At 64.6% G+C, this 23,975-nt stretch carries 24 protein-coding genes; 5 read left to right on the forward strand and 19 right to left on the reverse strand.

The features are described from left to right. Positions 1–4 precede the first annotated feature (4 nt). Positions 5–1,981 (reverse strand): cytochrome o ubiquinol oxidase subunit I, encoded by a 1,977-nt coding sequence (cyoB, locus tag AC1DN0_RS31880; RefSeq protein WP_477146283.1) that lies wholly within the window; start codon positions 1,979–1,981, stop codon positions 5–7. Positions 1,982–1,989: 8 nt separating this feature from the next. Then, positions 1,990–2,955, reverse strand: a complete 966-nt coding sequence (gene cyoA / locus AC1DN0_RS31885; protein WP_276288204.1) for a ubiquinol oxidase subunit II — start codon at positions 2,953–2,955, stop codon at positions 1,990–1,992. A gap of 637 nt (positions 2,956–3,592) precedes the next feature. Here cyoA and AC1DN0_RS31890 point away from each other — a divergent pair. The 3 genes from AC1DN0_RS31890 to AC1DN0_RS31900 all read left to right on the forward strand — a co-directional run bounded on the left by AC1DN0_RS31890 (position 3,593) and on the right by AC1DN0_RS31900 (position 7,265). Further along, positions 3,593–4,561 (forward strand): aliphatic sulfonate ABC transporter substrate-binding protein, encoded by a 969-nt coding sequence (locus AC1DN0_RS31890; protein WP_441629366.1) that lies wholly within the window; start codon positions 3,593–3,595, stop codon positions 4,559–4,561. 111 nt (positions 4,562–4,672) lie between these two features. Next, entirely contained in the window at positions 4,673–5,947 is a 1,275-nt protein-coding gene (locus tag AC1DN0_RS31895) for an O-acetylhomoserine aminocarboxypropyltransferase/cysteine synthase family protein (protein ID WP_477146284.1), read from the forward strand. A gap of 505 nt (positions 5,948–6,452) precedes the next feature. After that, positions 6,453–7,265, forward strand: coding sequence for a MetQ/NlpA family ABC transporter substrate-binding protein (locus AC1DN0_RS31900; protein WP_441629367.1), 813 nt, complete (start codon positions 6,453–6,455; stop codon positions 7,263–7,265). 130 nt (positions 7,266–7,395) lie between these two features. Here the strand turns inward: AC1DN0_RS31900 and AC1DN0_RS31905 are convergent, their stop codons facing one another. Beyond that, positions 7,396–7,812, reverse strand: a complete 417-nt coding sequence (locus AC1DN0_RS31905) for an NUDIX hydrolase (protein ID WP_441629368.1) — start codon at positions 7,810–7,812, stop codon at positions 7,396–7,398. A 258-nt stretch (positions 7,813–8,070) separates the two neighbouring features. Between AC1DN0_RS31905 and AC1DN0_RS31910 the strand changes: the two genes are divergently transcribed. After that, complete coding sequence (locus AC1DN0_RS31910; protein ID WP_441629369.1) at positions 8,071–9,069, forward strand: aliphatic sulfonate ABC transporter substrate-binding protein; 999 nt, start codon at positions 8,071–8,073, stop codon at positions 9,067–9,069. A gap of 49 nt (positions 9,070–9,118) precedes the next feature. Here the strand turns inward: AC1DN0_RS31910 and AC1DN0_RS31915 are convergent, their stop codons facing one another. Beyond that, positions 9,119–9,976, reverse strand: a complete 858-nt coding sequence (locus tag AC1DN0_RS31915) for an SDR family NAD(P)-dependent oxidoreductase (RefSeq protein WP_441629370.1) — start codon at positions 9,974–9,976, stop codon at positions 9,119–9,121. A gap of 120 nt (positions 9,977–10,096) precedes the next feature. Here AC1DN0_RS31915 and AC1DN0_RS31920 point away from each other — a divergent pair, with 120 nt between their 5' ends. Beyond that, the gene (locus AC1DN0_RS31920; protein ID WP_441629371.1) at positions 10,097–11,050 is read left to right on the forward strand and encodes a GlxA family transcriptional regulator; all 954 of its coding nucleotides are present in this window, start codon (positions 10,097–10,099) and stop codon (positions 11,048–11,050) included. A 37-nt stretch (positions 11,051–11,087) separates the two neighbouring features. On the opposite strand, the gene dmpG is transcribed toward AC1DN0_RS31920, so the two are convergent. The 15 genes from dmpG to AC1DN0_RS31995 all read right to left on the reverse strand — a co-directional run. Then, positions 11,088–12,140: a 4-hydroxy-2-oxovalerate aldolase gene (dmpG, locus tag AC1DN0_RS31925; protein WP_441629372.1), complete on the reverse strand. Its 1,053-nt coding sequence runs from the start codon at positions 12,138–12,140 to the stop codon at positions 11,088–11,090. Positions 12,141–12,164: 24 nt separating this feature from the next. Continuing rightward, a complete protein-coding gene (locus AC1DN0_RS31930; RefSeq protein ID WP_441629373.1) occupies positions 12,165–13,130 on the reverse strand; it encodes an acetaldehyde dehydrogenase (acetylating) in 966 nt (321 codons plus the stop codon). A 55-nt stretch (positions 13,131–13,185) separates the two neighbouring features. Further along, positions 13,186–13,506: a 2-hydroxymuconate tautomerase gene (locus tag AC1DN0_RS31935; RefSeq protein ID WP_441629374.1), complete on the reverse strand. Its 321-nt coding sequence runs from the start codon at positions 13,504–13,506 to the stop codon at positions 13,186–13,188. After that, positions 13,448–14,236, reverse strand: coding sequence for a 2-oxo-3-hexenedioate decarboxylase (dmpH, locus tag AC1DN0_RS31940; protein ID WP_441629375.1), 789 nt, complete (start codon positions 14,234–14,236; stop codon positions 13,448–13,450). The genes AC1DN0_RS31935 and dmpH overlap by 59 nt, the downstream gene beginning before the upstream one ends. 39 nt (positions 14,237–14,275) lie before the next feature. Further along, positions 14,276–15,058, reverse strand: a complete 783-nt coding sequence (dmpE, locus tag AC1DN0_RS31945) for a 2-oxopent-4-enoate hydratase (RefSeq protein ID WP_441629376.1) — start codon at positions 15,056–15,058, stop codon at positions 14,276–14,278. A gap of 8 nt (positions 15,059–15,066) precedes the next feature. Next, on the reverse strand, positions 15,067–16,521 hold the full coding sequence (locus tag AC1DN0_RS31950) for a 2-hydroxymuconic semialdehyde dehydrogenase (protein ID WP_441629377.1): 1,455 nt from the start codon (positions 16,519–16,521) through the stop codon (positions 15,067–15,069). A 121-nt stretch (positions 16,522–16,642) separates the two neighbouring features. Further along, positions 16,643–17,575, reverse strand: a complete 933-nt coding sequence (locus AC1DN0_RS31955; protein ID WP_441629378.1) for a catechol 2,3-dioxygenase — start codon at positions 17,573–17,575, stop codon at positions 16,643–16,645. 66 nt (positions 17,576–17,641) lie between these two features. Then, on the reverse strand, positions 17,642–17,983 hold the full coding sequence (locus AC1DN0_RS31960; protein ID WP_441629379.1) for a 2Fe-2S iron-sulfur cluster binding domain-containing protein: 342 nt from the start codon (positions 17,981–17,983) through the stop codon (positions 17,642–17,644). Positions 17,984–17,996: 13 nt separating this feature from the next. Then, positions 17,997–19,064 carry an NADH:ubiquinone reductase (Na(+)-transporting) subunit F gene (locus AC1DN0_RS31965; protein WP_441629380.1) on the reverse strand — a complete coding sequence of 356 codons (1,068 nt, stop codon included), beginning with the start codon at positions 19,062–19,064 and terminating at the stop codon, positions 17,997–17,999. Positions 19,065–19,120: 56 nt separating this feature from the next. Further along, positions 19,121–19,480: a phenol hydroxylase subunit P4 gene (locus tag AC1DN0_RS31970; RefSeq protein WP_035866711.1), complete on the reverse strand. Its 360-nt coding sequence runs from the start codon at positions 19,478–19,480 to the stop codon at positions 19,121–19,123. Between the two features lie 39 nt (positions 19,481–19,519). Continuing rightward, on the reverse strand, positions 19,520–21,034 hold the full coding sequence (locus AC1DN0_RS31975) for an aromatic/alkene/methane monooxygenase hydroxylase/oxygenase subunit alpha (RefSeq protein WP_477146285.1): 1,515 nt from the start codon (positions 21,032–21,034) through the stop codon (positions 19,520–19,522). Between the two features lie 41 nt (positions 21,035–21,075). Continuing rightward, positions 21,076–21,348, reverse strand: a complete 273-nt coding sequence (locus AC1DN0_RS31980; RefSeq protein ID WP_035866715.1) for an MmoB/DmpM family protein — start codon at positions 21,346–21,348, stop codon at positions 21,076–21,078. A 10-nt stretch (positions 21,349–21,358) separates the two neighbouring features. Next, entirely contained in the window at positions 21,359–22,354 is a 996-nt protein-coding gene (locus AC1DN0_RS31985; protein WP_441629381.1) for an aromatic/alkene monooxygenase hydroxylase subunit beta, read from the reverse strand. A 66-nt stretch (positions 22,355–22,420) separates the two neighbouring features. After that, complete coding sequence (locus AC1DN0_RS31990) at positions 22,421–22,639, reverse strand: phenol hydroxylase subunit (protein WP_045239875.1); 219 nt, start codon at positions 22,637–22,639, stop codon at positions 22,421–22,423. A gap of 1,208 nt (positions 22,640–23,847) precedes the next feature. Further along, on the reverse strand, positions 23,848–23,975 hold a 128-nt coding region (locus AC1DN0_RS31995), incomplete at its 5' end, for a helix-turn-helix domain-containing protein (RefSeq protein WP_477146286.1).

Genomic DNA, 23,975 nt, shown 5'->3' on the forward strand with positions numbered 1-23,975 from the left:
CGATTCAGGCCTGTGACGCGATGCGCTGGAAATGGCTCGACTCAACCGCCTCGACTTCACGTGCGGGCACGTAGTAGTCGATATGGTCGTCGTTGCTGCGGAAGATGAAGCTGACGATCATGCCCACCAGGCCAACCGCCGCCAGCCACCAGATATGCCAGGTCAGGGCGAAGCCGAGCGCCAGGCTGAAGGCACCGATGTAGAAGCCAGCGCCGGTGTTCTTCGGCATGTGGATCTGCTCGTAGTGCGCCTGCATCTGCGGCAGCTCGCCGCGTGCCTTCATGTCGGCGAAGGCGTCGAGGTCACGCACCACCGGGGTGTGCGCGAAGTTGTAGAACGGCGGCGGCGACGAAGTTGCCCACTCCAGGGTACGGCCACCCCAGGGATCGCCGGTGACGTCGCGCAGTTCGTTGCGGCGGCGCACGCTGACAACGATCTGCAGGACCTGGAACACGATGCCGAGGCCGACAAACAGCGCACCCACCACGGCCACGTACAGGTACGGGTTCCACGCCGGGTTGTCGGTATGGTTCAGACGGCGGGTCATGCCCATGAAGCCCAGCGCGTACAGCGGCATGAAGGCCAGGTAGAAGCCGATGATCCAGCACCAGAACGCGCACTTGCCCAGGCCTTCGTCAAGCTTGAAGCCGAACGCCTTGGGGAACCAGTAGGTAATGCCGGCCAGGTAGCCGAACAGCACGCCGCCGATGATCACGTTGTGGAAGTGGGCGATCAGGAACAGGCTGTTGTGCAGCACGAAGTCMGCMSCCGGCACYGCCATCAGCACGCCGGTSAYGCCGCCSATCACGAAGGTGACCATGAAGCCCAKCGTCCACAGCAYSGGCRYGGTCATCTSSACGCGGCCGCGGTACATGGTGAACARCCAGTTGAASAYCTTCACCCCGGTCGGGATGGAGATGAKCATCGTGGTGATGCCGAAGAACGCGTTGACGTTGGCGCCCGAACCCATCGTGAAGAAGTGGTGCAGCCAGACCAGGAACGACAGCACCATGATGGCGCTGGTCGCGTAGACCATGCCCTTGTAGCCGAACAGCTTCTTGCCCGAGAACGTCGAGATGATTTCCGAGAAGATGCCGAACGCCGGCAGGATCAGGATGTACACCTCGGGGTGGCCCCAGATCCAGATCAGGTTCACGTACATCATGGCGTTGCCGCCCATCTCATTGGTAAAGAAGTGCATACCGAGATAGCGGTCCAGGCCCAGCAGGCCCAGCGTGACGGTCAGCACCGGGAARGCGGCGATGATCAGCACGTTGGTGMMCAGSGCGGTCCAGGTGAACACCGGCATGYGCATCAGSKTCATGCCCGGSGYRCGCATCTTSAGGATGGTCACCAGGAAGTTGACGCCGGTCAGCAAGGTGCCGAGACCCGAGATCTGCAAGCTCCAGAGGTAGTAGTCCACCCCCACCCCGGGGCTGTACGCAATCCCGGACAGCGGCGGGTAGGCCAGCCAGCCGGTACGCGCGAACTCGCCAACGCCCAGGGAGACGTTGACCAGCATSGCGCCGGCCACGAACAGCCAGAAGCTCAGCGTGTTSAGGAACGGGAAMGCCACGTCGCGCGCGCCGATCTGCAGCGGCACCACCAGGTTCATCAGGCCCGTCATCAGCGGCATCGCCACGAAGAAGATCATGATCACGCCGTGGGCGGTGAAGATCTGGTCGTAGTGCTCGGGCGGCAAAATGCCGGTGGCGCCGTTGGTGGACAGGGCCAGCTGGGTACGCATCATGATGGCGTCGGCAAAGCCGCGCAGCAGCATGATCAGCGCAACCACGGTGTACATGATGCCGATCTTCTTATGGTCGACCGAGGTGAACCAGTCGTTCCACAACCACTTCCACTTGCCGAAATAGGTGATCAGCGCGCATAGCGCCACCCCACCCAATGCCACCATCGACAACGTGCCCATGATGATGGGCTCGTGGAACGGGATGGCATCCAAACTCAATTTGCCAAACATCTTAACTCCTAGGAATTCGAGCCCGGCGCSGGCGTAGCGGGCGCGGCCATGGACACCTGGCTCACGCCAAGGGTGTTGCGCGAGGTGCAGACAGGACCGAACGACGTGCCGTTACCGGCGATCGCGCCGCCTGCGCCGTCCATGTACTTGTGCAGGATGCCGTGGTACAGCTGCGGATCGACCTTGGCGTAGAGCGCCACGGGATTCGCCTCGCTGGGCTTGGCCAGTTCGCTGTAGTCGGCCAGGGTCAGCTGGTTCGACGAAGCGCGGACCTGCTTGACCCATTGTTCGAAGTCGTAGTTGGAGACCGCCTTGGCCTTGAACTTCATGCCGGAGAAGCCGCCGCCGCTGTAGTTGGCCGACATGCCGTCAAAGATGCCGTTCTCGTTGGCGATCAGGTGCAGCTTGGTCTCCATGCCCGCCATGGCGTACACCTGGCTGCCCAGTTGCGGGATGAAGAAGGAGTTCATGATCGAATCGGACGTGATCTTGAAGTTCACCGGCGTGTTGACCGGGAACGCGATCTCGTTGACCGTGGCGATACCCAGTTCCGGATAAATGAACAGCCACTTCCAGTTCATCGCCACGGCCTCGATGGTGACGGGCTTGACGTTGGATTCGATGGGCTTGTAAGGGTCCAGGTCGTGAGAGGACTTCCACGTGATGATGCCCAGCACCAGGATGATCAGGCAGGGAATCAGCCACACCACCACTTCGATACCGGTGGAGTGCGACCAGTCCGGCTCGTAGCGGGCCGACTTATTGCTGGCGCGGTACTTCCAGGCGAAGGTAAAGACCAGGACGATCACCGGAATCACGACCAGCAGCATCAGCCAGGTCGCGATCAGGATGATGTTTTTGACGTCGGCGCCAATCTGGCCCTTCGGATCTAGCACGGTCATGTTGCATCCGGCCAGCAGCAGGGCGGCGCAAGGCAGTAACCGCGTCCAACGCGGAAGTTTGGGTATCTTCATGTCACGACTGGTTGAGTTGGCCACGGCAGCGACGGCGCGGCGCGGTTTTGCTGCCGGATGCGGGAGCAAGCGGCAGGCTTAAGGCTGGGGGAAACTGGGTCAGATCCGGGTCAAGCGCCCTGTGTGCCAGGCGACGCACCGATCAGGGGCAGGCTGGCTTGGTCCTTGTGGGACGGATCATTGTGGGACTGCGGTGGTCCACACAGGAGGATGTCGGCACGGCGACGCCCGGTATGTTCGCCCGGCGGGCAAACAGGGTATTCAGGTGAGGGTCGCGGTACGTCTGACATCGTGGCGCGAAATCTACCGCATCGCAGCATTGAGGGTAAACCCGTGAGCTAGAACACACTGTTCAGCAAATCGGACAATGCAACTTCTCCGCCCATCCCACGTTCAACTCCGCACTAGTTCAGGATAATTTTGCCTGCGGCAAGGTGTCGCAGGGGTGCGCACCCTTGAAAGCAGCTGCACCAATCCAGGAAGGGGCGCCATCACACGCGGAGCGTGACATCGATCACATTCATGGGTATCACCCGGCGCCGTTCTATTCAAATGCAATAAGCTTCGTTCCCCTCCCCGCGCGATTTCGCAACCATAGGGCCGCAGACAAACCAAGACCCTTCCCGGAGAAATCGCAATGCATCCTTTCCGCCGCTGGCTGCCCTTCGCGGGCCGCGCCCTGGCTATCGCCGCGCTGTCCTGGTCCGCCGCCGGCCATGCCGCCGACCTGGCCGTGCGCGTGGGCTACCAGAAGGCCGGCCTGCTTGCCGTGCTAAAGGCCCAGGGCTCGCTGGAGAAAAAGCTCGCCCCGCTCGGCTTCAAGGTGGAGTGGAAGGAATTCCCCGCCGGCCCGCAACTGCTCGAAGCGCTCAACGCCGGCGGCATCGATTTTGGCTACACCGGCGCACCGCCGGCTGTCTTCGCCCAGGCCGCGCGCGCCAACTTCGTCTACGTCGGCGCCGAGCCCGGTGGCAAGACCAACGAGGCGCTGTTCGTGCCGGAGAAATCCTCCATCCGCTCCGTGGCCGATCTCAGGGGCAAGCGCATCGCCCTGCAGAAGGGCTCCAGCTCCAACTACCTGCTGGTGCAGTTGCTGAAGAAGCATGGCCTCAGCCTGCAAGACATCCAGCCCATCTACCTGCCGCCGGCCGATGCGCGCGCCGCCTTCGAGAGCGGCAACGTGGACGCGTGGGTGGTCTGGGACCCGTACTACGCGCTGGCGCAAAAGGCGCTGAAGGTGCGCACTATCGCCGACTACGAAGGCGTGCCCTCGCCCTTCAACTTCTATGAAGCCGCCAACGGCTTCGTCAAGGCGCAGCCGCAGATCGTCAACGCCATCCTGGAGCAACTGCGCACGACCGGGCTGTGGGTGGTGAAGAACCCCGGCGAGACCGCCGCCCTGCTGGCGCCCGCCGTGGGCCTGGACATACAGGTGGTCGAAGCCTGGCTCAAGCGCGTGCCGTACGGCGCCACGCCGGTAACGCCGGAGGTGGTCGCCGTCCAGCAGCAGGTGGCCGACCTGTTCCATGAGCAAAAACTGATCCCCACCGCCGTCAAGGTGAAGGACAACGTCTGGCAGGCAAGCTTCCCGCTGGCCAGCCACTGAGCGGATCCGCGGCGGCCCCGGCCACGGTCCGCCACGGTGACATGCGGGAGCCACGACTGCTACCATGCCTGCTCCTGAGCGCCATCATTCCAACAAGAAGACAACGACATCATGAAAATCGAGACGATTGCCGTTCACGGCGGCTACWCCCCGGACCCSACCACCCGYGYGGTGGCCGTGCCCATCTACCAGACCGTGGCCTATGCSTTCGACRACGCGCAGCACGGCGCCGACCTGTTCGACCTCAAGGTGCCCGGCAATATCTACAGCCGCATCATGAATCCCACCAACGACGTGCTTGAGCAGCGCCTGGCCGCGCTCGAGGGCGGCGTGGGCGCGCTGGCGCTGGCGTCCGGCATGGCGGCCATCACCTACGCCATCCAGACCATCGCCGAGGCCGGCGACAACATCATCTCGGCCAGCCAGCTCTACGGCGGCACCTACAACCTGTTTGCCCACACGCTGCCGCTGTCCGGCATCGAGACCCGCTTTGCCGACGGCCGCAATCCCGCCGCCTTCGGCGACCTGGTGGACGCGCGCACCAAGGCGATCTTCGTCGAATCCGTGGGAAATCCGCTGGGCAATATCGTCGACATCGAAGCCATTGCCAAGGTGGCGCACAACCACGGCATCCCGCTGATCGTCGACAACACCGTGCCGTCGCCCTACCTGTGCCGGCCCTTCGAACACGGCGCCGACATCGTCGTGCACTCGCTCACCAAATACCTGGGCGGCCATGGCAACAGCGTGGGCGGCGCCATCGTCGACAGCGGCAAGTTCCCGTGGGCCGAGCACAAGGCACGCTTCAAGCGCCTGAACGAACCCGACGTGTCCTACCACGGCGTGGTCTACACCGAAGCGCTCGGCGCCGCCGCCTATATCGGCCGCGCGCGCGTGGTGCCGCTGCGCAATACCGGCGCGGCGCTGTCGCCGTTCAATGCCTTCCTGATCCTGCAAGGCATCGAGACGCTGGCGCTGCGGCTGGACCGCATCACCGAGAACGCGCTGGCGGTGGCGCGTCACCTGAAGGCCAGCCCGAAGGTGGAATGGGTCAACTTCGCCGGCCTGCCCGAGCACCCGGACCACGCGCTGGTACAACGCTACCTGGGCGGACGCGGGCCGGGCATTTTGTCGTTTGGCCTGAAGAGCGGCGGCCGCGAAGCCGGTGCACGCTTCCTCGATGCGTTGCAGCTGTTCACGCGCCTGGTCAACATCGGCGACGCCAAGTCGCTGGCAACGCATCCGGCATCGACCACGCACCGTCAGCTCGACGCGGCGGAACTGAAGGCCGCCGGTGTCAGCGAAGACATGGTGCGGCTGTCGATCGGCATCGAGCATATCGACGATCTGCTGGAAGACCTGGAGCGGGCGCTGGCTGCGGCCTGAGTCCTGCGTGTGTAGCGCCGCGGCGCGGCGCTGGCGAAAAAGGCCGGTGGCATGGTGCCACCGGCCTTTTAGCTTTCTGCCGTCCGGTTTCCGCGCGTTGGTCCTGATGTCACTCCGGAGACTACGACGCTTGCTCCCAGTCGCGCAGCATCGTTTCCGCCGCCTCAATAAAACCGGCGCCGTGCATGCAGTGACCCAAATAAAAACGCCCGCTGGTTAAGCGGGCGCAAACCCAATTCCCTTGGGGGGAACGGAGGAGACGTCTCAATACTAGCCGCAATCCGGGTTATCCCGCAACGATGCAATTGCCATATGCATATTCCGCAGCGCAATAACCGATGCCTGTACAAAGCGCCTGGAATCGCAATCCTTGCTTATGCACCAGCGTTATATGACCATGCACATTTACTCGTTCCTTGAACGTATCAACTTCCCTACAATGGCCTGCTTGTTGGCGCCACGCCGGCACGCCACGATGCACATAATCCAATAAGGGGAGCTTTAGATGAAGATGGGTTTCGGGATTCGACTGATTGCCGCGGTGCTCGCGCTTGGCGTTATCCAGACGGCCGGCGCGGCCGATCCGGACAAGAAGGAAATCCGCTTCGGCGCCACCGCCGGTCCGTACTCCGACCAGATCCGCTACGGCATCAAGCCCCTGCTGGAAAAGAAGGGCTACAAGGTCACCATCGTTGAATTCAGCGACTACGTGCAGCCCAACCTGGCGCTGGCCGATGGCGCCATCGACGCCAACGCGTTTCAGCACGTGGCCTACCTGAAGAAGTTCTCCGGCGACCGCAAGCTGCAACTGTCCGAAGTCATCCAGGTGCCCACCGCGCCGATCGGCATCTATAGCCGCAAGCACAAGTCGCTGACGGAAGTGAAGCCGGGCGCTTCGGTGTCGCTGCCCAACGATCCGTCCAACCTGGCGCGCGCCATCGCCATGCTGCAGCAGATCGGCTGGATCACGCTGAAGGCCGGCACGGACCCGATCCGTGCCAGCGAGCGCGATATCGAAGGGAATCCGAACAAGCTCAAGCTGATCCAGCTCGAAGCCGCGCAACTGCCGCGCTCGCTCGACGACGTGGACTATGCCTTCGTCAACGGCAACTTCGCGTTGTCCTCGGGCCTCAAGCTGACCGAGGCGCTGAGCCTGGAGAAGATCCCCGACTACTACATGAACCTGGTTGCCGTGCGCACCGCCGACACCGGCAAGCCGTTCGTCAAGGACATCCGCGACGCGTACCAGTCGCCGGAGTTCAAGGCCACCACGCAGCAGCGTTTTGCCGGCTTCCTGCCTCCGGCGTACCAGCGCTAAGCCAGGCCGCGCACCGATGGCGCGGCGCTGCCAGGGAGCCCCCATGCGGGGCTCTTTTTTTTGGCTCTTCGCCGATCTGCGTGATGGGGTGAGGGTCTCAAAACGACGCTAAGCGGAAGTTGGTCCGATGCTATACAAGCTCTGCGAGTCGCATTTCAATGGTCGAGAGTGCATTTCTGAACAGCCAATGCCACCGATCCGATGGAGCGTGACCTAACGGATGCCAAAAAAATCTGAAGTCATGACCGCCATCGTCCTTTGCGTGATGCACCCAATTGTTCGGTAGCGAACGGGTCGCCTCACAGATGTGCAGAGACCATATCTGGTGTTCGTAACCGGATTGCCATAAGCCCAAGTCGACCGTAGCCACTCCATTTACACCAGACTCTTCGCACAGTTCGCGGACGGCGGCATCCGCGGGATGTTCTTCGGCCTCGATAGTGCCCTTGATAATCTGTAGACCGGCCAGGGGGTGCTCAAATGCCAGGATCTCAAGGCGGTTCTGCGCTGTTCTCAGCACGACAGGACATGCTTTGGTCGGTTTCATATGGGATTCTCTGCGAAAGGACCTAGTAGATATCAGAATCACAGCGTCGAGCTTGATGAAGTCTAACGCACTCGACCCAGCCGATATTCATTGGACCTTTCTTTGACGCGCCATCATGCACATCGGCACGCACCGGCGCCGGCTTATCCACACCTCCCCGCATAAGCAACTGCGGCATTCTTCGTTCCCCGCCCCCGTGCCATGCCCTACGCTCTTGTGCTGATGATGGAGTCGGCGGAACACACGGGGAGAGCGACAATGACAAAGTTGACAAGGGCATTCGACAGGCGGCGCCGGCAAATCGTGGTGGGCAGCCTGGCCACCGCGGGCACCGCAGCGACATTCGGCCTGGCCTTGCCCGCGCGCGCGCAGGCGCAGGCGCAAAAACACACGCTACGCATCGGCTTCCAGAAATCGTCCACGCTGATGATCCTGCTGAAATCGCGCGAGACGCTGGAGAAGGCACTGGCGCCACTGGGCGCGTCGGTGCAATGGTATGAATTCACCTCCGGGCTGCCGCTGCTGGAGTCGCTCAATATCGGCAATCTCGACCTGAGCGCCGACGTGGCCGACGCGGTGCCGCCCTTCGCGCTCGCTGCCGGCGCCAACCTGACCTACTACGCCATCGAGACGCCCTCGCCCGAGGCGCAGGCGATCGTGGTGCGGCAGGATTCGCCGATCAGGGAAATCGCGCAGCTCAAGGGCCAGCGCATCGCTTTTGCCAAGGGGGCGGGCGCGCATTACCTGCTGCTCGAAGCCCTGGCCAGCGCGGGCCTGTCGATCCGCGACATCGAGCCCGCCTACCTGAGCCCGGCCGACGCGCGCGCCGCCTTCGAGCGCGGGAGCGTGGCGGCCTGGGTGATCTGGGACCCTTTCCTGGCAGCCGTGCAACGCCAGGCCAACGCCCGCATCCTGCGCGACGGCAAGGGCCTGTCGAGTTACCGGCGCTTCTACCTGGCCGCCACGCCCTATGCGCAGCGGCATGCGGACGTGCTGGCGGTGGTCTACGATGAGCTGCGCCGCGCCGGCGAATGGATCAAGCAAAACCCCGCCGTCGCCGCGCAATGGCAAGCACCGCTGATTGGCCTGGACGCACCCACCGTGGAAGCCGCCAACCGCCGCCGGACCTACCAGGTGCAGACCGTGGACGCGGCATCGCTCGACGAGCAGCAGCGCATTGCGGATGCCTTCACCAGCCAGAAGATCCTGCCGCGCAAGGTGGTGGTGGCGGAGTCCCCGGTGTGGCGGCGCGCCTGAGCTTTCGGGACGCCAGCCACTGAAGCTTGCGTCCCGGCCACCGTCAGCCTCAGCTTGCCGCAGCCACCTTGAAGCGCGCCGCCGGCACGCTGCGCGACAGGTTCGGCCCCAGCGCCGCGCGGGCGGCCTCGAAGGCGTCCCAGTCGGCCGCGTCCGGCAGAGACGGCAGCGTCACCACTTCGCCCTGGTCCAGCCCGGACAGGGCCGCGTCGACCAGGTCGTCCGCGCTCATCACCCACCCTTGCGGCAGGCTCTCCACCGGCTTCCCGGCCACATCCCAGAACTCCGTGCGGATCGCGCCGGGCAGCACAGCCTGCACCCGCACCCCCTTGTCCGCCAGCTCGTGCTGGAGCGACTGCGTAAAGGCCAGCACAAAGGCCTTTGATCCGCCGTACACGCCGTTGAGCAGCTCGGGCGCCACCGCCACGATCGACGCAATGTTGATGATCGTCCCCCTGCCGCGGGCCACGAGTCCATGCGCGGCGGCGTAGGTCAGCCGGGTCAGCGCCGTGACATTGAGTGCAATCATCGCCTGCATCTTGGCGGCATCTGACTCGAGCAACGGACCGGCGGCGCCGATGCCCGCATTGTTGACCAGCAATGTGATGCTGGCGTCGGTGCGCAGCAGCGTCTCAAGGCGGCCGACGTCGGCGTCCGCGCCAAGGTCCGCGGTCACGATCTCGACGGAGCGCCCGGTCTCGCTGGTCAGGCGGCCGGCCAGCCTGGCGAGCCGTTCGCGGTTGCGTGCGACCAGGATCAGGTCGTAGCCGCGCCGGGCAAGCCGGTCCGCGTAGACGGCGCCGATCCCCGAGGATGCCCCGGTAATCAAGGCCGTGCCGCGATGCAGCGTGGTTGCTGTGGTTGCTGTGGTTGCTGTGGTTGCTGTGGTTGCTGTGGTTGCTGCCATGTTCGTTCTCCGATGCTGCTGCCGGCCCCATGCCGGCCCTCACGGAACGAAGATTAGGTGCATAATCCAGTGGCATCAATGTCATAGATGCCACCTTTTCCGCCATCGTCGGGATTCGCCATGCTACGTATCGGAATCGTCCTTTATCCTGGGTTCCAGGTCATGAACCTGGGCGTCACCACGGTCCTGGAGTTCGCCAACCGCACCGCCGGCAAGGCCCTCTACGACGTCCGCCTGCTGTCCGAGCATGGCGGCCCGGTAGCCACCTCGGCCGGCTTTTCGGTTACTACCGAGCCATTCGGCGATGAGGCGTTCGATACCCTGCTGGTAGTCGGCGACAACGATATCCAGCCCGCGTCGCCGGGCCTGGTGGCGTTCCTCCGGCAAGCGGCAACTTCCACCCGGCGCGTCTGCGCCACCTGCACCGGCGCGTTCAACCTTGCCGAAGCGGGCCTGCTCGACGGCCGCCGCGCCACCACCCACTGGTTCTATGCGGCCCGGTTGCGGCGTGCCTATCCCGGGGTCAGCGTGGAGGAAGACCGCATTTTCATCATCGACGGGCCCGTGTGGACCTCGGCAGGCATGACCGCCTGCATCGACCTGGCGCTCGCGCTGGTCGAGAAGGATGCCGGCGCCGTGATCGCGCGCCAGGTGGCGCGCAAGCTCGTGGTCTATCACCGCCGCGCCGGCGGGCAATCGCAGTTCTCCGCGCTGCTGGAACTCGAACCCAAATCCGATCGCATCCAGTCCGCCCTCGCCTTTGCCCGGCAAAACCTGCATGAAGGCTTGTCGGTCGAGCAACTGGCCAACGCCGCGAACCTCAGCCCCCGCCAGTTCAGCCGCGCCTTCCGCGAGGAGACCGGGCAAACCCCGGCCAAGGCGGTGGAACACCTGCGCATCGAAGCCGCGCGGCTGATGATGGAGTCCGGCCGGCACCCGGTCGACGTGGTGGCGCGCGAGACCGGTTTCGGCGATCGCGAGCGGATGCGGCGGGCGTTCCTGCGGGCATTCGGGCAGCCGCCGCAGGCGATACGGCGGATGACGAGGGTGGAGGAGGAACCGGCGCAGGCTTGAGGGAAGCGGCGCCCGCGCCCGACGCGGGCGCCCTGCCTTACGCCGCGATCCGCGTTGCTCCCGCCTCGCGCCGCGCCACCAGATCCAGCGCCACATCGACGATCATGTCTTCCTGGCCGCCCACCATGCGGCGCTTGCCCAGTTCCACCAGGATGTCGACGGTCTTCAGCGCATAACGCGCGGCCGCGGCCTCGGCATGGCGCAGGAAGCTGGAATAGACGCCGGCATAGCCCAGCGCCAGCGTCTCGCGATCCACCCGCACCGGGCGGTCCTGCAGCGGGCGCACGATCTCGTCGGCGGCATCCATCAGCGTGTAGAGGTCGCAGCCATGGTGCCAGCCCAGCCTGCTCGCCGCGGCGATGAATACCTCCAGCGGCGCGTTGCCGGCGCCCGCGCCCATGCCGGCCAGGCTGGCGTCGACGCGGTCGCACCCCTCCTCCACGGCGACGATGGAGTTGGCCACGCCCAGGCTCAGGTTGTGGTGCGCGTGCATGCCGGTCTGGGTTTCCGGCTTGAGCACATCCTTGAAGGCGCGGAAGCGGTCGCGCACGTCGTTCATATTGAGCGCGCCGCCGGAATCCACCACATAGACAGTCTGCGCGCCATAGCTTTCCATCAACCTGGCTTGCTGCGCCAGCGCGGCGGGCGTGGTCATGTGGCTCATCATCAGGAAGCCCACCGTGTCCATGCCGAGTTCGCGCGCGTACTCGATATGCTGGCGCGAGACATCGGCCTCGGTACAGTGCGTGGCAACCCGCACCACGCGCGCGCCGGCGTCGTACGCGGCGCGCAGGTCGTGCACGGTGCCCACGCCGGGCAGCAGCAGGGTGGCGACCTTTGCATGGCGTACCGTTTCGGCCGCGGCGGCGATCCATTCGAGATCGGTATGCGCGCCGAAGCCGTAGTTGAAGCTGGAGCCGGCCAGGCCATCGCCGTGCGCGACTTCGATCGAATCCACCCTGGCCGCGTCCAGCGCCGCCGCGATGCGGCGCACGTCGTCCAGGCTGTACTGGTGGCGGATGGCGTGGCTGCCGTCGCGCAGCGTGACATCCGAGATATAGAGTTTCTTCTGCGTGGCTTGCTGGGTCATGTGTTGTCTCCGTGCGCCCGCCGCTTACGCGGCCAGCCGGGTTTCCGCCAGGCGCTCGGCGCAGGCGAGCGCGGCGCTGGTCATGATGTCGAGGTTGCCGGCATAAGCGGGCAGGTAGTGGGCGGCGCCTTCCACTTCGAGGAAAATCGATGTCTTTAGCCCGCTCATCGGCCCCAGCCCCGGGATGTTCAACGGCGCGGACGGATCGATGCGCTCGAACTGCACGCGCTGCTTGAGCCGGTAGCCGGGCACATAGGCCTGCACCGCCTTCGCCATGGCTTCCACGCTGGCTTCCATCGCCGCTTCGTCGGCGTTCTCGGATAGCGTAAACACCGTGTCGCGCATCATCAGCGGCGGCTCCGCCGGGTTCAGCACAATGATGGCCTTGCCGCGCGCCGCGCCGCCTACCGAGCAGATCGCCTGGCTGGTGGTCTCGGTGAACTCATCGATATTGGCGCGCGTGCCCGGCCCGGCCGACCTGCTGGAGATGGACGCGACGATCTCGGCATAGTGCACCTTCGCCACGCGCGATACCGCCGCCACCATCGGGATGGTGGCCTGGCCGCCGCAGGTGACCATATTGATATTGCTGGCGCCGAGCTGCTGGTCCAGGTTGACCACCGGCACAACGTAAGGCCCGATCGCGGCCGGGGTCAGGTCGATCACCTGGATGCCGTGCTGCTGCAGGATCTTGTTGTGGTGCGAATGCGCGCCGGCAGAGGTGGCATCGAAGGCGATGCGGATCTCGCCGAATCCGTCCATCCTCACCAGGCCTTCGATGCCCTCGGCCGTGGTGGGCACGCCCAGCCGCGCGGCCCGGGCCAGGCCGTCCGACGCGGCGTCGATGCCGACCATGGCACCCATCTCCAGATGCCGGCCGTGGCGCATTACCTTGATCATCAGGTCCGTGCCGATGTTGCCCGAACCGATGATGGCTACCTTGTGCTTGCCGGGCGGATGGCTGCCGCCGGCGCCTGCTTTCATGTCCATGTTGTCTCCGTGCCCGGGCAGTCCAGTGCCGCCAGGCATTCCGTATGCCGCTCCCTCAGCGGCCGAGTTCCTTCGCTGTCTTGCCCGCGATGCCAAACTGCGTCTTGGGCACCTCGGTGATCATCACGCGCACGCTCTCGATCGGCGCACCGATCGATTCCACGGCGGCGTCCGTCAGCGCGCTGATCAGGCGGGCCTTTTGTTCTTCGGTCCGGCCTTCGATCAGAAACACTTGCATGATGGGCATGGCTCTTCTCCTGCTGTGTGGGTTGAGTGGGCAATATCGTACAGCGCCACCATCACGCTGGCCTGGCGCATCAGACGAAGCGCATCGATACAGCGCCGAGATGCTGGTAGCGCACCGTGATGTTGTCACCGGCCGCCACCGCGATGGCCTCGGTCACGCCGCCGGTCATGATGAAGACGCCCGCCGGCAGCTCGCGCCCACGCGCACCGAGCATGTTCGCCAGCATGGCCACGCTGCTGGCCGGATGGCCCAGCACCGCCGCGCCGGCCGCCGTGGCGACCACTTCGCCGTTCTTCTCCAGCACCACGCCGAGGTTCTTCAGGTCGATGCCTTGCGCGCTGCAATGCGTGCCGCCCGCCACGAAGCGGGCCGACGAAGTGTTGTCCGCGATCACGCTCTTCAAGTCGAAACGGAAGTTCTCGTAGCGCGAGTCGATCACCTCCACCGCGGGCAGCACGAAATCGGTGGCGGCGAGCACGTCGCCGATATGGCAACCCGGCCCCTTGAGCGGATGCTTGAGGACGAAGGCGATCTCGGCTTCCACCTTGGGATGGATCAGCGATGCGGTATCGATGGCGCCGCCGTCCATGCAGGCGCCGTAGTCGGTCAGGAAGCCGTAGACCGGTTCGGTCACGCCCATCTGGCGCATCTTGGCGAAGGAGGTCAGCCCCATCTTGAGGCCGGCGATGCGGGTGCCGCGCGCTTCCTTGCGTGCCCGGATCGCGTCCTGGATGGCATAGGCGTCATCCCAGTCCATGTCGGGATGGGTGTCGGTGATCTTGCGCACGGGCTCACGATTGAGCTCGGCGTTTTCCAGGTGCTCGGCGAGCTGCTGGATGATGTCTTGGGTGAGTTTCATGGCGATGTCCCGGGCTGCTTATCCAGATCTGGGGTCCGTTCAAATGAAGCGCACACCGGCCGAGCCGATGCCGCCCAGGCTGATGCGAAGCTGGTCGCCGGCCTTGACCGGCACCATCGCGGCGAGCGAGCCGGACAGGATTACCTCGCCCTTCTTCAGCCCGATGCCGAGGCGGCCCAGCGTATTGGCCAGCCACGCCACGGCGTTGGCCGGATGGCCGAGCGCGGCGGCGCCCGCGCCAGTGGCGACGATCTCGCCGTTCTTCTCCAGCGTCATGCCGACCGTGCCGAGATCGAGGCCGCGCGGGTCCACCGCCGCATCGCCCAGCACGAATACGCCCGAGGACGCGTTGTCCGCCACCGTGTCCTGGATGCGGATCTTCCAGTCGCGGATGCGCGAGTCGACGATCTCGAAGCACGGCAGCACGTAGGCGGTGGCGCGCAGCACATCGGCATTGGTCACGCCCGGGCCTTCCAGGTCTTCCTTGAGCACGAAGGCGATCTCGCCTTCGGCCTTGGGCGCGATCAGCGTATCGGCGGCAATGGCCGCGCCATCGGCGTAGACCATGCCGGAGAGCAGGTGCCCGAAGTCCGGCTGGCGCACATCGAGCATGTCCATCACTACCCGGCTGGTCACGCCGATCTTCTTGCCGATCACGTGCTCGCCGGCGTCCAGCCGGTGCTGCACCATGGCGAGCTGGATGCGGTAGGCATCATCGATGGACAGCTCGGGGTAGCTCCCGGTCAGCGGCGCGACGGCCTGCCGCGTGGACAGCGCGTGGTGCAGGCTGGCGCCGATGTCGAGGATTTGTTCGGGTTTCATGGACTGGCTCACAGTTTCACGCACACATTGCGCAGCTCGGTATAGAACTCCAGCGAATGCACCCCGCCCTCGCGGCCGATGCCGGATTGCTTGGCGCCGCCAAAGGCGGTGCGCAGGTCGCGCAGGAACCAGGCGTTGATCCAACAGATGCCGACGTCCAGGGCGCTACCCATGCGGTGGGCGGTGCCCAAGTTGGATGTCCACACCGTGGCGGCCAGGCCGTAAGGCGTGTCGTTGGCAAGGTGGATCACTTCTTCCTCGGTATCGAACGGCGCGATATGGCAGCAGGGGCCGAAGATCTCCTCGCGGATCACGGCCGCATCCTCGGGCAGCCCGGTCCAGATGGTGGGCTGCACCCAGGCGCCTTCGGCCAGCGCGCCGGGCATCTCGGGCACGCCGCCGCCAGTGACCACGGTGGCGCCCGCCTCCGCCGCCTTCTTGTAGTAGGACAGCACCTTGGCGCGATGCTCCAGCGACACCAGCGGGCCCATGTTCACGCCCTCGTCGCCCGGTCGGCCAATGCGCAAGCCCTCGGCCCTGGCCTTGAGCGCCGCGACGAAGCGCTCGAAGATGGGCCGCTGCACGTAGACGCGCTCGGTGCCCAGGCAAACCTGGCCGCTGTTCTCGAAGGCCGAGCGGGTGATGCCGGCGACTGCCTTGTCGAAGTCCGCGTCGGCGAACACGATGCCGGCGTTCTTGCCGCCCAGTTCGAACGAGACGGGGCGCACGCCATTGGCGGCGGCTCTCATGATGGCCTCGCCGGTACGGGTCTCGCCGGTAAACGTGATGCCGTTCACATCCGGGTGCGCGCTCAGGAAGGCCCCGGCGGAATCCGGGCCGAAGCCGTGGACCACGTTATAGACGCCCGGCGGCACACCGGCCTCGTTCATCACTTCGCCCAGCAGCGTGGCGGTGGCGGGGGTTTCCTCGGACGGCTTGACCACGACTGTATTGCCGCATGCCAGCGCCGGGCTGACCTTCCAGGTCATCAGCAGCAGCGGCAGGTTCCACGGGCACACCACACCGATCACGCCGCGCGGCGAGCGCACCGCGTAGTTGATGGCCTCGCCGCCGTCCGGCGTGGCCATGGCGAAGCTCTCGGTCGGCACATTCTTGATCAGGTCGGCGAAGACCTTGAAGTTGGCCGCGCCGCGCGGGATATCGATATGGCTGGCGAGGGACAGCGGCTTGCCCGTGTCGGCGATCTCGGCTTGCAGGAAATCGTCGAAGCGGCGGTTGATGCCGTCCGCTACGGCGTGCAGTATCTCGACACGCCGTGCCACGGTCATCTTGCCCCAAGGGCCTTTCAGCGCTTGCCTTGCCGCTGCGACCGCGGCATCGACCTCGGCCTGCCCGGCTTCGTGCACACGGGCGATCAGGCTGTTGTCGACCGGGTTGCGGTCGTCGAACTGGCGGTTGGTGGCCACCCATTCGCCGTTGATGAAGTTCTTGAACTCTTTCATGTTGTCTCGCTGGTTGCGGCAGCGTGCGCCGCATCTTGCTGGTGATTCGCCTTTCTCCCCTCTCCCGCAAGCGGGAAAGGGGAGAAAACACTTGGCATCGGCCGTGACGCTACGCCGGGAATCAGGTCAATACACTCAGGAACGCATCGTTCAGCTTCCGGTCGTGATAGAAGATCGCCCGGCCCAGTTCGTTGTCGGTCCAGGTGATGGTCGGCTTGTCTGGATAGTGGATATACCCGCCGGAGAAGACCTCATTCCGGTTGCCAGAAGGGTCAAAGAAGTAGATGGTGGCGCCGCGCGTAATGCCATGCCGCGTCGGCCCGATATCGAGCGACACATCCTTCTTGGAAATGATGTCGGCGGCCTTCAGCACCTCGCCCCAGTTGTCCAGGTTGAACGACGCGTGATGGAACTTGTTCTTCTCGGCATGACGAATGAACGCAATGTCATGCGCCTTGTTGGAACAGGTCAGGAAAGCGCCGATCATCATCTTGTCCGGGCCGGCCACCACCTGCTCGGCCAGCGTGAAGCCAAGCACGTCGCGGAACAGCCTGACGGTGCCATCCAGATCGTCGCCATACAGCAAGCAATGATCGAAGCGGCTGGGCGCCATGCCGCGCAGGTCGTCCGGCCACGGGTCCGGGTTGCTGTCGCCGGTCAGGCAGCCCAGCTTGTCCTTGTCGGCGAAGAGCTCGATCGGATGGCCGGTGGGAATGGTGAAACGGAAGCGCACGCCGGTATGCGGATGCTCGCCGGCAGGAATCCACCGGAAATCCGATGCGAGGCCGGACTGCTCCACCTCCCGCGCCAGCCGTTCCAGCGTGCGGCCGCTATCGACGCGGAAACCCATGTAGTCCATGCCCGGGCTGTCGGCCTCGCGCAGCACCACGCTGTGGTGGTCGTGCTCGTCCCAGGCCTTCAGGTAGACGCGCCCTTTGTCGTCGCGCGCGGTTTCGATCAGTCCGAGTACTTCGGTGTAGTGTTTCAGCGCCGGTTCGAGTTCCAGCACGCGCAATGCCACGTGCCCGGGGCGCAATACGCCTGTCAATGCCATGACGGTCTCCTTGATGATGGGGTTATCGGTCCATCTTTTTTATTGCTACGTTTTGCTGCAAGCTTGCTACGTTGATCCCTTCGCTTCCTGTTCATCCCACCGCTCCCGCTGCCGGTCCAGGCAGCGCTGCAGCAGCGCCACCGGCCGCAGGCGGATATCGCTGTCCGGATAGGCCTTGCACGCCAGCACCAGGCCACTGCCCTCCTCCTCGGCCGACAGGCAGGCCCGGCTCATCTTGCCGGTGCGGTAGCGGCCGGCCTCGATGCGCACCTTGCAAACCCCGCAGCCGCCGCCACGGCAGCCGGCGGGTATGCCGCGCTTGCCAAGCGCTTCCATCGCGCGCAACAGGTTCTGCTCCGGCGCGCACGGATAGCGCTGGCCGCTTCCCGCGATCTCCACGGTATGCATGGCGCTCTCTCCTTCAGATCTTGAACAGCGGGCTGCGCGCGCTGTTCTGCGCATCGCCGGCGGAGATGAACTTCTCGGTGTGGATGTCCTCCTCGAACAACCGGCCCTGCATCAGCGTGCGGATGCAGGCTTCGATCATCGGTGGCGGTCCGCACAGGTAGGCCTTGTGCCCCCGGAAGTCAGCGGTGGCGCCATTGGCGTAAAGCCCGTGCAGAACTTCATGCACGTAGCCGCGCGCGCCATCCCAGCCACTGCCGGCCGGTTCGTCGGATAGCGCCGGCACATAGCGGAAATTCGGATGCGCGTCGGCCAGTGCGCGGAACGCCTCGTCGTAGTACAGCTCCGCGCGATTGCGCGCGCCTTGCACCAGCGTGATCGGCAAGGTCTCGCCGGCAGCCAGCATGTCCAGGATCATCGCGCGCGGGCTGGACAGACCGGAACCGCCCGCCAGGAACAGCATCGGCACCTGCGCGGACTTGCGTACGAAGAAACGGCCGTAGGGCGCCGAGAAACCAAGCTCATCGCCAACCGCGAGCTGCTCGTGCAGGTAGGCCGTAGCCTGGCCGCCTTCCACGCGACGCACATGCAGTTCCACCAGGTCGTCACCCGGACGGTTGGCCAGCGAGAAGGCGCGCGGCTGTTCGCAGCCGGGCACCCGCAGGTTGAGGTACTGGCCGGCCTGGAAGGCGGCGGCATTGCCGTCCTTCACGCGCAGCCAGATGCCGCGGATGGTGGGCGTCAGCGCGCGGGTCTCCACCACTTCGGCGCGGTAGTCCGCCAGCGGCAGCCCGAGCGAGTCGGCATCCTCCTCGATGTCGGCCTCGATCACCATGTCGGACTGCGCGGTGGCGCAGCAAGCCAGGCACTGGCCGCCGTCGCGCTCGAAGTCCATCAGGGCGAAGCTGGACGCTTCGCCATGCTCGAACTCGCCCTTCACCACCTGCACCTTGCAGGTGGCGCACAGGCCGTGGCAGCAGGCGTGCGGCAGCCACACACCGTTGCGCAGGCAGGCATCCAGCACGGTCTGGCCGGGCGCGATCGGGATGGTCTGCCCGATCGGTTCAATGGTCAGGGAATACATCTTGTGTCTCCTACTAGCCTACTAGGCTTTCTGATCGTTCCAGCCACGGCGCCGGCTTAGCTGCAACTGCCGTCGATGCCGTCCAGCCCCGGCGTGCGGAAGCGGATTACTGCCTTGTGGCCCAGGCCGTTCTCTTCCAGCGTGCGGTCCAGGTCCGGCTGCCAGGGCGCGTTGCCGCGCAGCCATTCCACGCGGCTCCAGTCGATGCGGGCAAAGTCGGGGTGGTAGCCGTACACGCCGGGTAGCACGTTCTCCACGACATCGCGCAAACGCATCGACGGCGGAAAAGGCAGGCAATGCGGCGCGCAGAACAGCAGGTGGCGGTCCCAGCCGATGTACAGCAGGCGGTTGCCGTGGAACACGGCCTCGCGATCGGCCGGTTCGAACTCGTAGGGGCCAATGGATACGACGGACATGGTGGTCTCCTTATCTTCTGTCTCTTGTCGGTTGCGCGCTCAGGCCGCCGTGTCGGGCACGCCCTTCCAGGTGTTCCAGTTCTTCTGATCCTGCGACCCTTCGAAATCGAGGTTGTCCGCGCCGACGTTGATGCGGTACCACTTGAGCACATCGTCCAGCGAGGCGCCGCCGCAATTGCCCTGGTAGATCTGGTGCACGGGCAGCCAGGCCTGGGCGTACTTCTGCGGCTCGCCGTCGAAGATGTCCTTGCAGCCGTCCGAGCAGAAGTGAAACTGCATGCCGTGGTAGGTGCTCTCGCGGTAGCAGGTCTGGGTGGGATCGTCAGGCTCCGAGAACACCATCGGGATCTGGCAGGTCTGGCACAGCATGGGCAGCGTTCCGTTATAGAAGCGCTCGCCTTCCTGCTGGCGTTCCAGCCAGTAGTCGAGACGCGGCTTGTAGTAGCGCGCGAAGGTGTCGGGATACTTCTCCGTCAGCCAGGCCATTTCGTCCTGCTTGGGCACCCAGGTATGGAAGCCGGCCGCGGCGGCGTAGTTGTAGAAGGTGCCCCAGGCCTCGTGGGTGATGCGGTCCTTGGTCTTGGTGGCCACCTCGTGGTACTTGGGCATGCGCAGGCCGTAGCGCTCCAGGTCCTTGAACAGCGCGCCGCCGGCCTGCTCGAAGTACATCTCCCAGGCTTCGGCCCACGACATCACGCGCTTGGGCAGCATGTAGTCCATCATCATGCCGACCAGCGTGAGCAGGCGGAAACCGCGCCAGAACCATTTGTCCAGCCACTTCTGCAGGATCGGGATATTGTCCGGGTCCTGCTGGCACAGGAACTTCACCACCTCAAGGCCCAGCGTCATATGGCGCGATTCGTCGGACTGCGCGGAGAAGCCGAACGTCACCGTAGCCATATCGCCGTTGTAGGCCGCGCCCGACATGAAGGGCATGAACAGCAGGTTGGTCAGCACATATTCGAAGGAGAACGAGATCGCGGTGATGAACTCGAACGGCCCCGCGCTCATGGCGTCCTCGAAATAGGACTTGGGCACGGACAGGTACCAGACCCGGTCGTGCATGTGCTGCCACTCGCCGAAGCCGTTGAAGTACTTGTTGTAGACCGACAGCGTGTGCATCTGGGTCTGGGCATGGCGCAGCTCGTCGATCGACTGCATCTGCGCCGCGACCCGCGCACCGGCGCCGCGGAAGTGCCGCCCGAGATGGGCGTAGCCGCGGTGCGCCGCGTATTCCAGCGGGGTCACGCCGGTCAGGAACAGGCGCAGCGCATTCAGATAGCGCGGGTCCGAGACGTTGAGGTGGCCATTGTTCTGCACGAAGGAGTCGATGATGGCGTACAGCTTGCGCTCCTTCTCCGACTGGTATTTCCAGTAGGCGTCCATGGTCATGYGGAACGGGTCTTCCCACTTGTCCCAGTCGTGGATCTTGATGCCCTCGTACTTGTCGTAGGGAAAGACCTTGTCCATCGGCTCGTAGGTGGTTTCCCAGCCGAGGTCGCGGGTCATCGTCGCGTATTTTTCCCGCAGGTTCAGCTTCTTGCGTGCGTCCATGGTGTTCTGTCTCCGTTTTTCTTTGCGGTGGGCGGGCCGTCTCAGGCGTTCCAGTGCAGGGTGAAGGCGTCGTCGTCTTCGTCGATGTTTCCCGACAGCGAAATCAGGTTCAGGTGGATCTCCTGCAGGTCCCACTCGCGGCCGAGCTTTTCCGACACCAGTTCGCGCACGATGGTCAGGTGGCCCGGCGCATCGATCTTCACCATGGCGGGAAACTGCGACACCACGGCGTGCGGGTTGGCCTCGGTGATGGCTTCGATGATGGGACGGGTGTCGTCGTTGCTTTGCAGCGCGATATAGACGTTGGCGGTCATGGCGGGCTCCTCAGGCGGCAAGGCCAAGCTTGTTCAGGCGTACGTCGAACTGCTCCAGGCACAGCGCGATCACCTGCTCGCCACCCTCGCCCAGCAAGGTGTCGGCCACCGGCACCAGCGCCTCGGCCACCTGCGTGCGCGCGGCGCGGGCCCAGCCGGACAGCAGCACGCGGTTGGCGTCGGATTCGGCAGCGGCGGTTTGCACCACCGAGTCGACCCAGCGCGCATGCTCTTCACGCCAGTCGTTCATGAACTCGGTCAGCACCGCCAGCCCCGTGCCGCAGCCGCGGACGATGGCGGCGTCGGCGTGCTGGTACACCATCGGGTAAAGCAGGCCGTCGAGCACCAGGTTCTGGGTAACGAAGGTCTCGAACCAGTCCTCGATCACGAAGCTGCGCTCGACCAGCCGGCGCATCGGCTGCCACGCGGCGCTCTCCATCCAGGCCACCTTGGCGCGCTCCAGCGCCACGCCGGTATTGCCGTCGAGCAGCATGCCGATGCGCGTCAGGTACTGGGCAATGCCGAGACGGTCCATCGCGCAGTAGGTGCAGGCCTGCGTGATGGCCGTGCCCCAGCCGTAGTCGGCGCAATAGAAGTTGTTCATGTTGGCGCCCCACTCCACATGGCGCAGCGGCAGCAGGCCGTCGGCCAGGCGGTCCTGCCATTCGGCGGGCAGCGCCTGCAGCAAGCCGCGCTTCTCCACGAAGGCGAARCTCTTCTCGGTGGCGTCCTGCTGGCGGCCGCGCGCCGTCACGTAAGCGCCGTAGAAGTACTGGCGCGGGTCCTTGAGCGCGTACCAGTCTTTCATCACGATGGCGGTGCGGCGCTTGTCGTAGATCTCGTGCTGCGGATCCCAKGTCGGGCGGTAGTGGAAATTGACCTCCGACTGCACGTCGTAGGTTGCCTCCTGGTAGCGCGAGGCGGGCTTGTCGCCGAAGCGGCGGGCCACGTGGCCGTAGGTCTGGCGCAGCGGCTGGATCTGCTGGGTCTTAATGTCGACTTGCATCGCTTTGGTCTCCTGGGTCTTGCTGTTTTTTATGTGGGGGGAACGGGTGCGCGGGGCTTGGCGTGCTCAGTCGTCCTGGCCGGCCACCGGAGTTTCCGGGGGCAGGAAGCGCACGTGGTTGACGCTGCAAAAAGCCTCGAACATCGGCTCGGGCATGATCAGCTCGACGTTGAGCTCCGGGTCGGACACGCTGAAGGCAAACTGCACGAAGCCTTCCGGCGTGCGACCGCCGACGCGGACGTAGCGGGGCGTGGCTTCAAACAAGGGGACCGACTGGTTGATCATGGCGCTGCTCCTTCGCTTGGCTTGTATGGCCTCTATTGCGAAGAGCGTGCCAGCGGATGCAAATCACGACGGCACAAGGGATCCTGGGAATCTTGCCGGACCGGCTTGCGCGTTTACCCGAAGCGATGCCCGCGCCATAGCTCTATCAATTGATGAAGATGGCGGCGACATTTGATCAATTGATCAAATGTCGCGCCGGGCGGTGGTTTGCGGGGAGTCGGCGGAATCGCGGTAAGGCTGCGGCGCTGCAACAGTGATGGGGGCGGGGGGAGGTTAGAGGTAGGAGGGGGAAGGGATTGCGGGCGCATGCGGCGCAACAACCGGATTGGTCACTTGCTTGGGGTGTGGATTGCTGACTGCATCAAATGATTAAATGGCTTTTGGGTGGTGGGTGGCGCGGTTTGTTTGAGCGGCGTTGGTTTTTGCACCCAACAGCTATACGACATCCCCCTGCGAGGGTGGTCGGTGTTTGTTTGAGCGGCGATGGTTATTGCACCCAAGTGCGTACGACATCCCCCTGCGGGGGACGCCGGTCACTCTTCTTTGCTTCGGCAAAGAAGACTAACGAGAAGAAAGCCGACCCTGCCGGGGGCAGAGCCATCAGGCTCTCGAATATCGATGATTTCGTCGTACAGCCCAGAGTGCCGGCGGGCTTCTGCCGGTACCGGCTTGACTGGCCACGATCCTGCCAGCTTCCGGGATTCGTGGTGAGGCCCCCGGTAGCAGACATCACTTGCTTCAAGCCGTCTGTCGCTCGCGTAGTGGCCGGCCACGAAGTTTCAGGCGGTCCGGTTCCGTCGTGGGCGCGGTGGCACCGGGTGATATGCCCCAGGCCTTCACCACCGCGCCCGCCCCACCACGAAACCATTGGCATGTGGTGTGTCGTGGTGGTCCGTGCCGGTAACGGCAGATGTGGGAATGGTCACCACACACGAGGTCAAGGGCATCACCACGAAACCCATGGATCATGCCATTGCGATGCCCTACAAGCTGGTAACGGCAGATGCCAGCAAAACTGCGGCCGTACGACGAAACCAGCGCCCCTCGCCCCCGCGATTGCTCTGCTCCCGGCAGGGTCGGCTTTCTTCTCGTTAGTCTTCTTTGCCGAAGCAAAGAAGAGTGACCGGCGTCCCCCGCAGGGGGATGTCGTACGCACTTGGGTGCAATAGCCATCGCCGCTCAAACAAACACCGACCAACCCAACCAAATCACCCCCCCTCCCCCCGAATCCCCCTCGTCTTCCACCGATACGCCAACTGCGGCCGCGTAATCCCCAACAACCGCGCCGCCTGACTCATATTACCGTTGGCGCGCTGCATCGCCGCTTCCATCAACA

The organism is Cupriavidus sp. 05N39, from assembly GCF_056397325.1.